The 16015-nt window shown below is 36.6% G+C and carries 11 protein-coding genes; 8 read left to right on the top strand and 3 right to left on the bottom strand.

Annotation, left to right across the window (positions count from 1 at the left end):
* Nucleotides 1-97 precede the first annotated feature (97 nt).
* Complete coding sequence (locus I3217_RS11470) at nucleotides 98-1420, top strand: aspartate kinase (protein ID WP_435049898.1); 1323 nt, start codon at nucleotides 98-100, stop codon at nucleotides 1418-1420.
* Nucleotides 1421-1508: 88 nt separating this feature from the next.
* Here I3217_RS11470 and I3217_RS11465 read toward each other — a convergent pair whose 3' ends face one another.
* Together I3217_RS11465 and I3217_RS11460 are read right to left on the bottom strand one after the other, a co-directional pair.
* Nucleotides 1509-2075: a hypothetical protein gene (locus I3217_RS11465; protein ID WP_435049897.1), complete on the bottom strand. Its 567-nt coding sequence runs from the start codon at nucleotides 2073-2075 to the stop codon at nucleotides 1509-1511.
* A gap of 101 nt (nucleotides 2076-2176) precedes the next feature.
* Nucleotides 2177-3469, bottom strand: a complete 1293-nt coding sequence (locus I3217_RS11460; protein ID WP_435049896.1) for an aminopeptidase P family protein — start codon at nucleotides 3467-3469, stop codon at nucleotides 2177-2179.
* 397 nt (nucleotides 3470-3866) lie between these two features.
* Between I3217_RS11460 and I3217_RS11455 the strand changes: the two genes are divergently transcribed.
* The 7 genes from I3217_RS11455 to I3217_RS11425 all read left to right on the top strand — a co-directional run bounded on the left by I3217_RS11455 (nucleotide 3867) and on the right by I3217_RS11425 (nucleotide 14923).
* The gene (locus tag I3217_RS11455; protein ID WP_435049895.1) at nucleotides 3867-4538 is read left to right on the top strand and encodes a succinate dehydrogenase cytochrome b subunit; all 672 of its coding nucleotides are present in this window, start codon (nucleotides 3867-3869) and stop codon (nucleotides 4536-4538) included.
* A gap of 12 nt (nucleotides 4539-4550) precedes the next feature.
* The gene (locus I3217_RS11450) at nucleotides 4551-6563 is read left to right on the top strand and encodes a fumarate reductase/succinate dehydrogenase flavoprotein subunit (RefSeq protein ID WP_435049894.1); all 2013 of its coding nucleotides are present in this window, start codon (nucleotides 4551-4553) and stop codon (nucleotides 6561-6563) included.
* Between the two features lie 10 nt (nucleotides 6564-6573).
* Nucleotides 6574-7320, top strand: a complete 747-nt coding sequence (locus I3217_RS11445; protein WP_435049893.1) for a succinate dehydrogenase/fumarate reductase iron-sulfur subunit — start codon at nucleotides 6574-6576, stop codon at nucleotides 7318-7320.
* Nucleotides 7321-7406: 86 nt separating this feature from the next.
* On the top strand, nucleotides 7407-9176 hold the full coding sequence (locus tag I3217_RS11440) for a MutS-related protein (protein ID WP_435049892.1): 1770 nt from the start codon (nucleotides 7407-7409) through the stop codon (nucleotides 9174-9176).
* Between the two features lie 105 nt (nucleotides 9177-9281).
* Nucleotides 9282-10412 carry an efflux RND transporter periplasmic adaptor subunit gene (locus I3217_RS11435; protein ID WP_435049891.1) on the top strand — a complete coding sequence of 377 codons (1131 nt, stop codon included), beginning with the start codon at nucleotides 9282-9284 and terminating at the stop codon, nucleotides 10410-10412.
* A 1-nt stretch (nucleotide 10413) separates the two neighbouring features.
* Complete coding sequence (locus I3217_RS11430) at nucleotides 10414-13617, top strand: efflux RND transporter permease subunit (protein WP_435049890.1); 3204 nt, start codon at nucleotides 10414-10416, stop codon at nucleotides 13615-13617.
* Complete coding sequence (locus tag I3217_RS11425; RefSeq protein WP_435049889.1) at nucleotides 13607-14923, top strand: TolC family protein; 1317 nt, start codon at nucleotides 13607-13609, stop codon at nucleotides 14921-14923. The genes I3217_RS11430 and I3217_RS11425 overlap by 11 nt, the downstream gene beginning before the upstream one ends.
* 76 nt (nucleotides 14924-14999) lie before the next feature.
* Here I3217_RS11425 and I3217_RS11420 read toward each other — a convergent pair whose 3' ends face one another.
* Nucleotides 15000-16013 (bottom strand): phytase, encoded by a 1014-nt coding sequence (locus tag I3217_RS11420; protein ID WP_435049888.1) that lies wholly within the window; start codon nucleotides 16011-16013, stop codon nucleotides 15000-15002.
* Nucleotides 16014-16015: the final 2 nt, after the last annotated feature.

The following is a 16015-nucleotide window of genomic DNA, read 5'->3' as shown; positions in this document are numbered from 1 at the left end:
ATTATTTAACAATTTGTGCAAATTTAGCATATTTTTTTCAATTTTATTTTTCTTCCTTTAAAGCTTCTTAATTTTGTGGGCTTAAAAATTAAATATTATGCTTGTATTAAAATTTGGAGGAACATCTGTAGGGTCTGTAAAAAATATGACCAACGTAAAAACGATTGTTTCCGAAGGAGGAAGAAAAGTTGTGGTATTGTCAGCTATGTCCGGAACTACAAATGCGCTGGTAGAGATTTCAAATACAATTAAAGACGGAAAGACGGAAGCAGCTTTGCAATTGGTAGAGCAATTACACCAGAAGTATATTGAAGTTGCTAACGATTTGTTTAGCAATCAGGAGTATGTTAATGCGTCTTTATCTTATATCGAGGAAGTATTCGCTGAGCTAAAAGCCTGTGCTTCGAAACCACATTCTCAGTTATTATACAATATTATAGTATCTAAAGGAGAGTTGTTGTCTACTTTTATGTTTAGCCGTTTTTTACAACAGGACGGGAAAAAGGCAAGGCTTATTTCGGCTTTAGATTTTATGCGTACCGATAGAAATAACGAACCGGATGCTTTTTATATTAAGCAAAATCTGAATAGAATTTTGGCGGAAGATAAGGATGCTGAAATTTTTATAACTCAAGGATTTATTTGTCTGGATGCAGACGGTAACACTTCAAATTTAGAGCGTGGCGGTAGTGATTATACAGCCAGTATAATTGGTGCGGCCGTAAAGGCGGAAGAGGTGCAGATCTGGACCGATATCGATGGGTTCCATAATAACGATCCGCGATTTGTACATAATACCGATGCTATTTCGCATTTATCTTTTGATGAAGCAGCAGAGCTGGCGTATTTCGGTGCTAAAATTTTGCATCCGCAAACGGTAATGCCGGTTCGCGATCTGGAAATTCCTGTGCGTATTAAAAATACTATGGAGCCAAAGGCGTTTGGGACTTTAATAGATGATAAAGCTGAAGGGGAAGGAATTAAAGCAATTGCAGCTATTGATGGTATAACAGCTATTAAAATAAAATCGGCCCGAATGCTTCAGGCACACGGATTCCTGAAAAAGGTATTCGAAATTTTTGAAAAATACCACACATCTATCGATATGATTACAACGTCTGAGATTGCTGTGTCCTTAACCATAGACGACGACACATATTTAAAAGATATAGTTATGGAGTTGGAGGAATTTTCTACAGTTGAGGTGGATACACACAGAACGATTGTGTGTGTGGTAGGTAACAATATTGCAAATCATCCGGATACACATAAATTATTCCAGATTTTACAGGATGTAAACATCAGAATGATTTCTTACGGTGGAAGTAATAATAATATTTCGTTGCTAATTAATACCAGCGATAAAGTAGAGACCTTACAAAAATTACATCGTTACATTTTTGAAATGTCTTTAGCATAACAAATGTTTTAAATCTGAATTAGTTATATAGAAAAGCGGCACTGGAAATGGTGTCGCTTTTTTTTATGTTGAATTTAGACTGAAGGTATTAAAAGGAATAGCCAATTCTTAAATGCAGGTTTAAAGCAACCTGGTCTTCATCTTCAAAATAAAAGTATTGCTCTTTGAAAAAATAATGAAGGTATCCAATTCCTATTCCTGTTTCGAAATTAAAATGTGAGCCTATATGTCTTCGAATACCCCAAGTGGGAATAATTGAAATGTCTGGAGTAAAATTAATATTATTTTCACTGGAAATGGTAAACCAGTCCGGGTGATAACTTGTTTTTATAGATACAAAATTTCCGGTGTTTTTTGTGGTCTTTTTCTTTTTTTGAACCCGTTTATTAAGGTTGTAATACCAGCGTGGTTCTAATGTAATTACAGGCGTTAGTAAAAAGCTATCTATGTTGTTGATGTCATTACCCCAAATGCCTGTGTCCAGTCCTATCTCACTTCTTAATGCAATTGAGTTTGCAAGACGTGATTCGTTGTTAAAGTAAATACCTAAAAAACCAGTTTGTATATTAAAAATAGATTTTTCTACAATTGAGGATTGGGCGTAATTAAATAGTGAAAGCCCGCAAAAGGCTAGCGTAAAAAGTAGGTTTTTCATTAAAATTGATTAATAGGTTGAAGTTGTCGAATTTAATAATAATAAAAAACTCAGAACAAAAAATTATTCTGAGTTTTTAAGTATTGAGTTTATTTTAAGTCTTATGCGTTCATTAAATCTTCAATTTCGTCGGCTTCAATCGGGATGTTGCGCATTAAGTTAAATGGTTCGCCCTGTTCCTGGATCACCACATCGTCTTCAAGTCGGATACCGAAACCTTCTTCCAGAATGTAAATTCCAGGTTCCACTGTAAATACCATATTGGCTTGCATTGGTTCTGTTAGAATGCCATAATCATGAGTGTCTAGTCCCATATTATGAGAGGTGCCATGCATGAAATATTTTTTGTAAGCAGGCCAGTCTGGATTTTCGTTTTGTACATCGGCTTTATCCAGTAAGCCAAGACCTAGTAATTCCGAAGTCATAATTTTGCCTACTTCTACGTGGTAGTCTGCCCAGATTGTGCCGGGAATTAGCATTTTTGTAGCCTCGTTTTTAACTCGATTTATGGCATTATACACTTGCTTTTGTCTGTCTGAAAATTTTCCGGAAACAGGAATGGTTCTGGACATGTCGGAAGCGTAATTCGCATATTCTGCTCCGATATCCAGTAAAATAAGATCGCCGGCTTTACACTCCTGATTGTTTTCAATATAATGTAAAACGTTGGCATTATTTCCTGAAGCTACAATGGGGGTGTATGCAAAACCTTTAGAGCGGTTGTTAAGGAATTCGTGCATAAATTCGGCCTCGATGTTATATTCCATAACACCTGGTTTAACGAAATTTAAGATTCTTCTGAATCCTTTTTCGGTAATATTACAGGCTTTCTGAATAAGGTCCAGTTCTATTTCGTGTTTTACGGAACGCAGGCGTTGTAAAATCGGGTTGCTTTTTGCTACACTGTGTGCCGGATATTTTTCTCTCAACCATTTGTTGAAGCGGTCTTCGCGTGTTTCAGTTTCAACATTTGCTCTGTAGTGTTCGTTGGTATTAATATATACGGTGTCGCACTGTGTCATAATTTCTTTAAAAACCCTTTCAAAATCCTGTAGCCAGTACACTGTTTTAATACCGGACGTTTTAATAGCTTTGTCTTTGTCTAATTTAGCACCTTCCCAAACTGCTATATGTTCGTTGGTTTCTGTTAAGAACAGAATCTCTCTGTGTTTTGGGTTAGGACAGTCCGGAAATAAAACCAGAATACTGCTTTCCTGATCTACGCCACTTAGATAAAAAATATTGCGATCTTGTTGAAACGGCATGGTGCTGTCGGCTCCAATTGGGTAGATGTCGTTCGAATTAAAAACGGCCAGACTTTTAGGTTTCATCTGGGCTGTAAAATTAGCGCGGTTGCTAATAAATAATTCGTTGTTTATAGGATGATATTTCATTGAAATGGAAATTTATTTTACAAATTTTTTCAAAATTACATATATATAAAGGAATGCTTAAACCTTAAACCTTAAAAAGATGTTAAACCTTATAAAATGGTAATGTAGAAGTTGAAATGCTTGTCTTTAGTGAATTACGTATTTTTTAAGTATTTATCTACGTATTGATTTGTGAATCTGTTAAAACAGGACGGGAAACGGAGTGTAATGCGGACCCTAAATTGTAGTTTTTTTTGTAAGAATCAATTTAAATGAAAAACTTGAGGTTTAAGTGTTTTAAAACGAGTAATTTAATGGCTTCTTTAAAATGGTTATAAATAGGAATATTCAGACCCAACTTTTTGGGTATAATAACACAGTAGTTTAAATTTGTGTGAACATAATTAACTTCAAAAAAATGAGCGGATTTCTTAAATCTTCGATAGGAAGAAAAGTGGCAATGGCACTTTCGGCCTTCTTCCTAATGTTTTTCTTAATAATTCATTTAGCGGTAAATATTACATCACTTTTTAGTGCTGATTTATTCAATGAATTATCTCATTTTATGGGAACAAATCCTTTAGTGCAATTGGCCTTACAGCCGGTATTAATTTTCGGTGTTGTATTTCACTTTGTAATGGGGTTTGTATTAGAATTAAAAAACAAAAAGGCTATTGGCGTTAAATACGCCCAAAACAACGGAGCAGCTAATTCAACCTGGATGAGCAGAAACATGATTCTTAGCGGACTTGTTATTCTTGCTTTTATTCTGCTTCACTTTATTGATTTCTGGATTCCAGAATTAAATACTAAATATGTGCTGGGGGATATGTCTGGTTTGCATGATGGTGGTTTTAGATACTACCATGAGCTGGTAGAAAAATTCCACAGTCCATTACGTGTTGGTGCCTATGTTATTGCATTCGTGCTTTTAGGTTTTCATTTAGCACACGGTTTTACTTCGGCGTTCCAGTCTATGGGAGCTACTGCCGGACGTAAAAAAACTATGCAACAAATTGGTAAAGCGTATTCTGTTATTATTCCATTAGGATTTATCATCATCGCTTTATATCATCACTTTAACCATTAATCTTAAATACAAATGGCTTTAGATTCAAAAGTACCAAAAGGTCCAATTAAAGATAAATGGACAGATTATAAAAATAAAATTAACCTGGTTAACCCGGCCAATAAGCGACACATCGATGTTATTATTGTGGGGACAGGATTAGCAGGAGGTTCTGCAGCTGCAACATTAGCCGAATTAGGATATAATGTAAAAGCATTTGCTTATCAGGATTCACCACGTCGTGCGCACTCTATTGCTGCACAAGGGGGGATAAATGCTGCCAAGAACTACCAGGGAGATGGCGATTCAACATATAGATTATTTTATGATACTGTAAAAGGAGGTGATTACCGTTCTCGCGAGGCTAACGTATATCGTTTGGCTGAGGTATCGGCTAATATCATCGACCAGTGTGTGGCACAGGGAGTTCCTTTTGCAAGAGATTACGGTGGGTTATTAGATAACCGTTCGTTTGGTGGGGTATTAGTATCGAGAACGTTCTACGCTAAAGGGCAAACCGGACAGCAGTTATTATTAGGAGCTTATTCTGCGATGAACAGACAGATTGCTCGTGGTAAGATTGAAATGTTTAACAGACACGAAATGTTAGATGTTGTTATTGTTGATGGTAAAGCCAGAGGTATTATTGCAAGAAACTTAATTACAGGAGAAATTGAGCGTCATTCTGCGCATGCTGTTGTAATTGCAACCGGTGGTTATGGTAACGTATACTTCTTGTCAACAAACGCAATGGGATCTAATGCTACTGCGGCATGGAAGATTCATAAAAAAGGAGCATATTTCGCTAACCCTTGTTTTACACAAATTCACCCAACCTGTATTCCGCGTTCAGGAGATTATCAATCGAAATTAACGTTGATGTCCGAATCTTTACGTAATGACGGACGTATCTGGGTGCCTAAAAACATGGACGATGTTATGGCGATTCGCGAAGGACGTAAAAAACCTACCGATTTAGCTGAAGAAGACAGAGACTATTACTTAGAGCGTCGATACCCTGCTTTCGGAAACCTGGTACCTCGAGATGTAGCATCTCGTGCCGCTAAAGAACGTTGTGATGCTGGTTACGGTGTAAATGCAACTGGTGAAGCGGTGTATCTGGATTTTGCTTCGGCTATAGAACGTTATGGAAAAGAGCAGGCTAAAATTCACAATATTTCAAATCCAACAGCAGCAAAAATATACGAATTAGGAAAAGCTATCGTAGAAGCAAAATACGGTAACTTATTCCAGATGTACGAAAAGATTGTAGACGAGGATCCATATAAAACACCTATGATGATTTATCCTGCAACACACTACACGATGGGTGGTGTTTGGGTAGATTATAACTTAATGACTACGATTCCTGGTTGCTACTGTATTGGAGAAGCAAACTTCTCTGATCACGGAGCGAACAGACTTGGTGCTTCGGCCTTAATGCAAGGTCTTGCCGATGGTTATTTTGTATTGCCTTACACTATCGGAGATTATTTATCTCATGATATCCGTACCGGAAAAATCCCAACAGATTCCAAAGAATTCGACGAAGCTGAAAAAGCGGTTAAAGATCGTATAGATTTCTTTGTAAATAATAAGGGAACAAAATCTGTAGACTACTTCCATAAAAAACTAGGAAAAGTAATGTGGGATAAAGTAGGAATGGCACGTAACGAACAAGGTTTAAAAGAAGCTATGGCTGAAATTAAACAGATTCGTGAAGATTTCTGGAAAGAAGTAAAAGTGCCTGGAAATGCTAACGAAATGAACCCGGAACTTGAAAAAGCAGGCCGTGTAGCCGATTTCCTTGAATTGGGAGAGTTATTTGCTATGGATGCGCTTAACAGAAACGAGTCTTGTGGAGGTCACTTCCGCGAAGAATCTGTGGAGTTAGACGGAGAGCAAAAAGGTGAAGCAAAACGTAACGATACAGATTATGCTTATGTAGCTGCCTGGGAATATAAAGGAGAGCCTAGCGCATCTGTATTACACAAAGAAGAATTAGAATTTAAAGACATTGAACTAAAACAACGTTCATACAAATAAGACAGACATTATGAATTTAACACTTAAAATTTGGAGACAGAAAGACTCAAATGCAAAGGGTCAAATGGTCGATTATAAAGTTACTGATATTTCAGAACATATGTCTTTTCTTGAAATGATGGATGTTTTGAACGAACAACTAGTAAATACCGGAGAAGAGCCAGTAGCCTTCGATCATGACTGTCGTGAAGGTATTTGCGGTATGTGTTCGCTTTATATTAACGGAGAGGCTCATGGTCCGGATCGTGGAGTAACAACATGTCAGTTACACATGCGTATGTTTAAGGATGGAGATACCATTACTATAGAGCCTTGGAGAGCGGCTGCCTTCCCAGTAATTAAAGATTTAATTGTAGACAGAATGGCGTTTGAGCGTATTCAGCAGGCAGGAGGATATATTTCTGTAAATACCTCTGGTAATACGCAGGATGCCAATGCTATTCCAATTTCCAAGCATGCAGCAGATGAGGCTATGGATGCTGCAACCTGTATTGGTTGTGGTGCTTGTGTAGCCACTTGTAAAAACTCTTCAGCTATGTTATTTGTTGGAGCAAAAGTGTCTCAGTATGCTTTATTACCACAAGGACAGGTAGAAGCTACAGACCGTGTATTAAACATGGTTAAGCAAATGGATCTTGAAGGTTTTGGAAACTGTACAAATACAGGAGCTTGTGAAATTGAGTGTCCTAAAGGGATTTCTTTAGAGAACATTGCTCGTATGAACAGAGAATTCTTAAAAGCCAGTTTAAAAGGATAAGCTTTAAACCGGAATTGATATTAAAATCCTAAGCACTACTGCTTAGGATTTTTTGTTTAGTTTTAATTGCTATAAAAAAGAAAAGGATGAAGGAACCGTTATCGTTTTATCAGAATCAGCTTGAGTTACATGAGGCTCAGGAAAAGGCTTTAAATAAGCAACTAAAAGGCTTAAGTGTTTTAAGGTTGTTGGTGTTCCTTGCATTGTGTTTTGGAGTGTATTTAAGTCTGCCCAACTGGAATGTTGCTATCCTAACAGGTTTGGTTGGTTTGGGGTGTTTTCTTTTTTTATTGGTGAAATATACCAATCTTAAGCACAAACGGAATTTAGAAAAAGCTATAGCTGATTTAAATGCAGAAGAAATAAAAATTATAACTAACGGATTTTTAGACCGAGATACAGGGATAGAATTTCAGGAGCCCGCTCATGCCTATAGTCTGGATATTGATTTGTTTGGTCGCGGATCTTTTTTTCAGTGTATCAACAGAACGTTTATAAGAGAAGGGAAACAGAAGCTGGCCGACGCTCTTAAAGCTAATAATATAGAGCATATTAATTTAAGACAACAGGCAATTCAGGAACTTGCAGATAAAGCGGTTTGGAGGCAGCATTATGGTGGTGTATCCAGTTTAATTCAGGTGGAAACTCCTGCAAAAACCATTAATGCTTGGCTTTCTGGTTATCAGGTTAAATTACCAGGGTATTATAAAATTTTACCTGCTATTTTTGCTGTTATTTCTGTGTTGTTGGGTGCTTTGGTTTTTATAAATATCCTGTCGCCAAATTATCTTGGTTTGTGGCTTTTGGTTGGACTTGTTTTAACGGGCCTTCATTTAAAAACTATCAACCTTATTGCTACTCAAACAGATAAGTTAAAGGAGACGTTTAAGCAGTACGGCGTATTATTGGATTTAATCGAGAAGGAACAATTTGAGGCACCGCTGCTCGTAGAAAAGCAAAGGTTAATTATGGATGAAGGAGAGAAGGCTTCAGTTGTTTTCTCACAATTATCCCGATTGCTGGATAGATTGGATAACCGAAATAATCTTATTTCAGCCGTTTTTGGAAACGGTTTGTTTTTGCTGGATATTAAAAACACTTATGCTATTGAACAATGGATTAAAAAACACGCCTTAAAAACTACCGACTGGTTTGAGGTGATTTCTTTTTTCGATGCTTATAATGCGTTAGGGAATTATGCTTTTAATCATCCTGAATATGTTTATCCTGAAATAATCAATACCGGAACTGTAATGGAAGTAAAACAACTTGGACATCCTTTACTGAAAACTGAAAAGCGTATTGATAATAATTTCAGTATAAAACCGGAGCAGTTTTTTATTATAACTGGAGCCAATATGGCCGGTAAAAGTACTTTTTTGCGTACGGTTTCTTTGCATATGGTCATGGCTAATGTCGGACTTCCGGTTTGTGCGAAGTCGAGTAAATATTACCCTATGAAGCTTATCACAAGTATGCGTACGAATGATTCATTAACCGATGACAGTTCGTATTTCTTTTCGGAATTAACCCGACTAAAGCATATTGTAGATGCGATACAAACCGAGCGTTATTTTATTGTGCTGGATGAAATTTTAAAAGGAACAAACAGCACAGATAAAGCAATAGGTTCCCGTAAGTTTGTAGAGAAACTTGTGGCGTCCAATGCTACCGGAATTATCGCGACTCACGATTTAAGTTTATGTGAAATTTCGGATGAATTATCTGAGGTTGAAAACTACTATTTCGATGCAGAAATAGTGAATGATGAATTGTATTTTGATTATACTTTTAAATCTGGGATTTGCCAGAATATGAATGCCAGTTTTCTGTTGAAGAAAATGGAAATAATTTAAAATGGAATTAAACTAGTGTTTAAAAGTATTTTAAGTTTTATTTAACAGTTTTAAACTAAACTAAGGGATAGTTTTGGCGTCTAATATTTTTATCAAAATAGCAGCATGCGAAAACTTATACTTTCTATTCTGGGCATAGTATTTATTATAGCCTCCATTTTTTTTGCTAAAACCCTTATTGAAAATAAAAACAAGGTAAAACCAGTTCCTCCTAAAGTAGTTAAGACGGTCTTTGCAGATACCATCAGCAATAAAAAAATACCTATTGTAATACCTGCTAATGGCAATTTAATGGCAAAACGGAGGTTTGAGTTATTTGCCGAAGTACAAGGTATTTTTATTCCGGGTACAAAATTATTTAAGGCGGGACAGCCTTATAACCAGGGAGAGACTTTAATTCGTATTAACGATTCAGAGTATTATGCCAGTGTACAGTCTGCTAAAAGTAATTTATACAATGCTATTGCTGCTATTATGGCCGACTTAAGGCTTGATTTTCCTGAAGTATTCCCTAAATGGCAGGCTTACCTTAATAGTTTCGATTTAAATAAGGCGACACCAACACTTCCTGAAATGACTTCAGAAAAGGAAAACTATTTTATAACGGGTAGAAATATTGTATCTAGCTATTATAATGTTAAAAATCTGGAACAACGCTTATCCAAATACACCATAAGAACACCTTTTAAAGGGATTCTTACCGAAGCTTTGGTTACCGAAGGGACACTAGTAAGAAGTGGGCAAAAGCTGGGAGAATTTATAGATCCTTCGGTTTACGAAATAGAAGTAGCTGTAAGCAAATCCTTTTCCAATTTACTGCAAGTAAATGAATCGGTTGAACTAAATAATTTAGAAGGCACCGAAACTTACACCGGAGTAGTATCCAGGATAAACGGGAGTGTAGACGCAACCACCCAGACTATTACAGTTTTTATCGAAGTAAAGCACGAAAATTTAAAAGAAGGTATGTATCTGGAAGCGCGTTTAAATGCACGAAATGAAGAAAATGCCATCGAAATTGATAGAAATTTACTGTTAGATGACAATCAGATTTTCGTGGTAAGAGATAGCCTTTTAGATGTTATTCCCGTAAAACCAATTCACTTTAGCGATACTAAGGTCGTTTTAAAAAATGTGCCAGATGGCAGTGTTATAATTTCACGTCCGGTACCGGGTGCTTTTGCCGGTATGTTAGTAAAAGTTTTTCAAGACCGTACCCCAAAGCAACATAACTAGCATGAGAAAAATAGTTTCCTACTTTATAAAGCATCATGTTGCTGTAACCGTATTTATTTTAGCCTTTACGGTATTTGGAATTTTGGGACTAATGTCTTTAAAGTCCTCGTTTTTTCCAATAGTAGAATCTAAAATAATTACGATTCAAATTAATTATCCGGGAGCATCTCCTCAGGAGATTGAAGAAGGTATTGTACTTCAAATTGAAGATAATTTAAAAGGGTTGCAGGGTGTAGATCGTGTAACATCTACTTCAAGAGAGAATAGCGGCACAATTACAGTAGAGATTAATAAAGGCGAGAATATCGATTTTATGCTTTTAGATGTTAAAAATGCTGTAGACCGCGTACCTACCTTTCCAACTGGAATGGAGCCTTTGGTAGTTGCAAAAAATGAAAACGTTCGAGAAACCATATCCTTTGCTATAAGCGGAAAGAATGTGCCTCTGGCCACACTTAAGCAGTTAGGGCGCCAGGTAGAAAACGATTTAAGAGGGATTGAAGGTATCTCGCAGGTAGAGGTTACAGGTTACCCTGAAGAGGAAATCGAAATCGCTGTAAACGAAAATAGTCTTTTAGCCTATAATATTACATTTACAGAAGTTGCAGATGCGATAAGAAACTCCAATATCTTAGTTACCGGTGGTAATATTAAAACCGATGACGAAGAGTTTTTAATACGTGCTAATAACCGATCTTATTATTCAGATGAACTTTCTAATGTTGTTGTTAGAGCATTCTCAGATGGTAAAACTGTCCGGTTAAAGGATGTTGCCATTTTAAGAGATCGTTTTTCTGAAATTCCAAATGCCACATATTTCAATGGTAATTTATCGGTAAACGTAAGTGTAACCAGTACCGATAGTGAAGATTTAATTTCATCTGCCGATGCTGTAAAGTCTTATATAGAGCACTATAATCAAACGCATAATAATGTAAAACTGAATATTGTAAGGGACTTATCCGTTACATTAAATCAACGTACCCAATTGTTGGTAGAAAATGCCATAGTTGGAATGTTGCTGGTATTAATGTTCCTGGCATTGTTCTTAAACACAAGACTGGCATTCTGGGTTGCCTTCGGGTTGCCAATATCCTTTTTAGGGATGTTTATTTTTGCGTCACAATTTGGTGTAACTATTAACATCCTATCATTATTTGGGATGATTATCGTGATTGGTATTCTGGTAGATGATGGTATTGTAATAGCAGAAAATATCTATCAACATTTTGAAGATGGTAAAGATCCTATAGAAGCTGCAACAGAAGGTGTAATGGAAATGATTCCTCCTGTGGTTTCAGCAATTATCACGACTGTTCTGGCTTTTTCTACCTTTTTGTTTCTGGAAAGTAGAATAGGTGAGTTCTTTAGCGAAGTTTCCATTATTGTTATCCTAACATTAGTAGTCTCGTTAATTGAAGCGCTGGTTATACTGCCTGCGCATCTGGCGCATTCAAAAGCATTACAAAAACCTAAGGCAGATAGTGGACAGCCTAAATCTAAAGCAAAACAGTTTTTTGCTAAAATGCGCAGTATAAATGTTTATGGAGATCGTATCATGACATTTTTTCGCGATAAATTTTATGCTCCTGTATTAGACTTTATATTCGAGTTTAAAATCTTATCTCTTGGAATTTTTATTGCAATATTAATTTTAACCGTGGGGTCTATTGGCGGTGGAATAATAGGGGTTACTATTTTTCCCAATGTAGCAAGCGATCGTGTTTCTATAGAATTGGATATGCCAAACGGTACAAATGTGCGTGTAACAGATTCTATTATTTCCTTAATAGAAGAAAAGGCCTATATCGCTAACAAGGAGCTAACCGATAAATACTTAAACGGTACAGATAAGGTGCTTTTCGAGAATACCATTAAACATATTAATAGTGCATCCAGTGCAAGATTAGATATTAATATGTTACCGGGAGAAGAGCGCCCAGATGAAATTAATGCGTCTTTGGTTGCTAATCGGGTTCGTGAGCTTGTAGGTCCAGTAATTGGCACAGAACGCTTAATTTTTGGGTCCGGAGGAAATTTTGGTGGTAGTCCCGTGGCTGTTTCCTTATTGAGTAATAATATTGAAGAGTTAAAAGCGGCTAAGGTCGAATTGAAGAAAGTTTTGGAATCTAATCCTTTACTTAAAGATGTAGCAGATAATGATCCTGCAGGAATTAAAGAAATCAGGTTAAAACTTAAGGAAAGTGCCTATTTACTTGGTTTAGATTTAAGCGCTGTGATGCGTCAGATCAGAGGTGGTTTTTTCGGCGTTCAGGCACAGCGTTTTCAACGTGGTCAGGACGAAATTAAAGTCTGGGTAAGATACGATAAAGAAAACCGAACCTCTATAAACGATTTAGACGATATGCGAATCGTAACGCCATCGGGTGAACGCGTATCTTTAAAAGATATCGCTACGTATTCGATAGCACGAGGCGATGTGGCTATAAATCATCTGGAAGGGCGAAGAGAAATAGAAGTCTCAGCCGACTTAAAGGATCCGAGTACCAGTGCAACAGATATTCTGGATGATATAAAGAAAGATATTATACCTGTTTTAAAATCTAAATATCCTACCATATCGGCATCTTATGAAGGACAGAACAGAGAAGCAACAAAACTAAACCGTTCCTTAAAAAGTACAGGTCTGGTGGTTATCCTGTTAATTTACATTACCATTGCTTTTACTTTCAGAAGCTTGAGTCAGCCTTTGTTATTAATCCTTCTTATACCATTTAGTTTAACGGCTGTGGCTTGGGGACACTGGTTATTAGGCTTCCCTGTAAACGTACTCTCTTTATTAGGGATTATAGCTTTGATTGGAATTATGGTTAATGATGGTCTGGTGTTAATAGGGAAATTTAATTCCAATTTAAAAGCAGGCTTAAAGCTGGAGGATGCTTTAAAAGAAGCTGGTAAATCCAGATTTAGAGCAATATTCTTAACATCGGTAACTACCATTGCCGGATTGGCGCCATTACTGCTGGAAAAAAGCCGTCAGGCACAATTTTTAAAACCTATGGCTATTTCCATTTCTTTCGGAATAGCTTATGCTACAATTTTAACGCTTTTAGTGTTGCCTTTATTTTTATCCTTAAGCAACACCGTAAAACAGAAAACAAAGTGGCTGGCTACAGGTAACAATGTTACTAAAGAGGAAGTGGAACGCGCGATTAAAGAACAAAATGAGGAACATGCACATTAAATATAGCTTATTCGTAATCTTGTCTCTTGTTGTTACAAGAGGGTTTTCGCAGGATTTGTTAACCGTACCAAAAGCAGTGGAAATTGCTTTAGATAATAATTACGGTATTAAAATGGCGAATAACGACAACAGAATAGCAGATAATAACAAAGATGTACTGAACTCGGGATATCTGCCAACCGTATCAGGAAATGCAGGGGCTACTTATAATCTTGATAATACAGAAGCAGAATTCTCTAACGGCGATGTTACAGTTTTAAACGGAGCAGAGAGCTCCAGATACAATGCTTCAGTAAACCTGAATTATACCATTTTTGATGGTTTAGGGCGTTATTACAACTATAAACAGTTAAAGGAATTATATAATTTATCGGAGCTGGAAGCCAGAGAAACTATAGAGAACACCATGATTCAGTTGTTTTCAGTTTACTATAGTGTAGCGCAGTTATCGGAAAATGTAAAGTCGTTAGAGGAGTCTTTAGCTATTTCCAACGACCGTATTTTACGTGCGGAATATCAATTTGAGTATGGACAAAGTACAAAATTAGATGTGTTAAATGCCGAGGTAGATAAAAATAACGATAGTATTAGTTTAATGAATTCCAGACAGAATCTCTACAATACCAAGCGTGATTTAAAGGTCGTTTTAGGCGATGATTTTGCTCCGGATTTTAAAGTAGATACGCTGGTGAATTTTATTCTGGATTTAGATAAAACAGACTTATATAATAAAATGATGGCCAACAACGTAGCACTTTTAAAGGTCGATAAGAATATTATTATTAATGAATTTACCATAAAATCTAACAGATCCGGGTATTTGCCAACTATTGGACTTGTGGGGACCTATGGGTGGAATAAGAATAATAATAATGCGGCCTCGTTCGTGGCCTTATCTACTAATACGGGAATTTCTGGAGGTGTAAATTTAAGTTGGGATTTATTTGATGGCGGAAGTACCATTACCCGAGTAAAAAATGCTAAAATAGACCTCGAAAACAGACAATTGGAAAAAGAGTCTTTATTACTTACTATAAAACGTGATTTTGAAAATGCCTGGGGAGATTATCAAAATAAACTGGCGGTTTTTAGAGTTCAGGAGCACAATATTTTAACGGCTAAAAATAATTTTAACCGGACTCAGGAAAAGTATAAACTGGGTCAGGTAACGTCTATAGAATTCAGACAGGCACAATTAAATTTGTTAACGGCAGAATTCAGTAGAAATAATGCCAAATACCAGGCGAAATTGGCAGAGTTGTATGTGTTACAATTAAGTGGCGAATTGTTAAACGTTACGTTTTAAAAAGCTATTTAAAATATAAAAAAAAAAGCCCTTTTCTATTTCAGAAAAGGGCTTTTTAAGATTTGGGGCAAGGTGGTTATTTTAATTTAAGCGAATCTAAACTATGGAAAAAGAAGTTTTTTTCGTCGTTCATCGCTACAAATAAACCGTTAGGATATTTAGCGCCCAAAGCTTCGGTTGTAACATCGCAACCATCGGTTTCTTTGGTGCCCAGGTTTATTGCTTTTATAAAACTATTATCGTCACGATTAAAAATATTAAAACTGTGATCCTGCTGGTTAGATACAATTAAAAAACCTTCTCCATTTGGGTAGGTTGCAATTGTAATACCTTCTATATCTGCTTTAAAATGCTCTCCGCCAAACAAGGAAATCTGCGCGTTACCTTTTGCCGGATCGGCATGGAATTTTCTTATGCCAACACCTTCGTCAGAGTAATATACATAGCCTAAGGCATCGTCTACAACAATGGCTTCAATTTCTTTTTGTCCGCTGAATACACCAAATTTTCTAACAAATGCAGCTGTAATACCGTTAGCACCAGCCTGTAATTCGTACTGGTATAAATACCCTTCAGTAGGTCCGGTTTTACGACTTACAATAGCATAGGTCTTTTGGGTTTCAGCATTTTTGTAAATGCTAATGCCCATGGGACGTTTAAGTTCTATATCGGTTTCATCTGCAAAAACAGGGAATCCGCCATTGTCCAGAGGTTTCATATCTGGTACACTGTATAATCTCATCTGATGTTTTTCACGCTCGGTAAACATCATAATGTCAACTGTAGTGGAGTCATTCAGAGCAAAACCATATTCTATATCTACATTGTTCGGATAGTATACACCGGTTAAACTTTTTTCATGGATGATGTTTCCGTCTAAATCGAAGGCATAAACACCACCGTTTGGTTCGTTTTTGTCGGTTCCGAAAACAATGCTTTGTTCCGGGTTTTGTTTGTTAACCCAGATCGCAGGATCGTCTGTGTCGTGTGGTGTTTTCTGACTTACTAAAGTTGGTTTTATTTCTGGTAAACGGCTTTTGCAGGCGCTTAAGGAGGCTGCAAGTACAAGTCCTAATATATATTTGTTCATTT

It is taken from the genome of Formosa sp. S-31 (assembly GCF_051172795.1).
Lineage (GTDB): Bacteria > Bacteroidota > Bacteroidia > Flavobacteriales > Flavobacteriaceae > Formosa.
The sequence above is the reverse complement of the archived record's forward strand: the minus strand, read 5'-3'. Positions and strand labels throughout refer to the sequence as shown.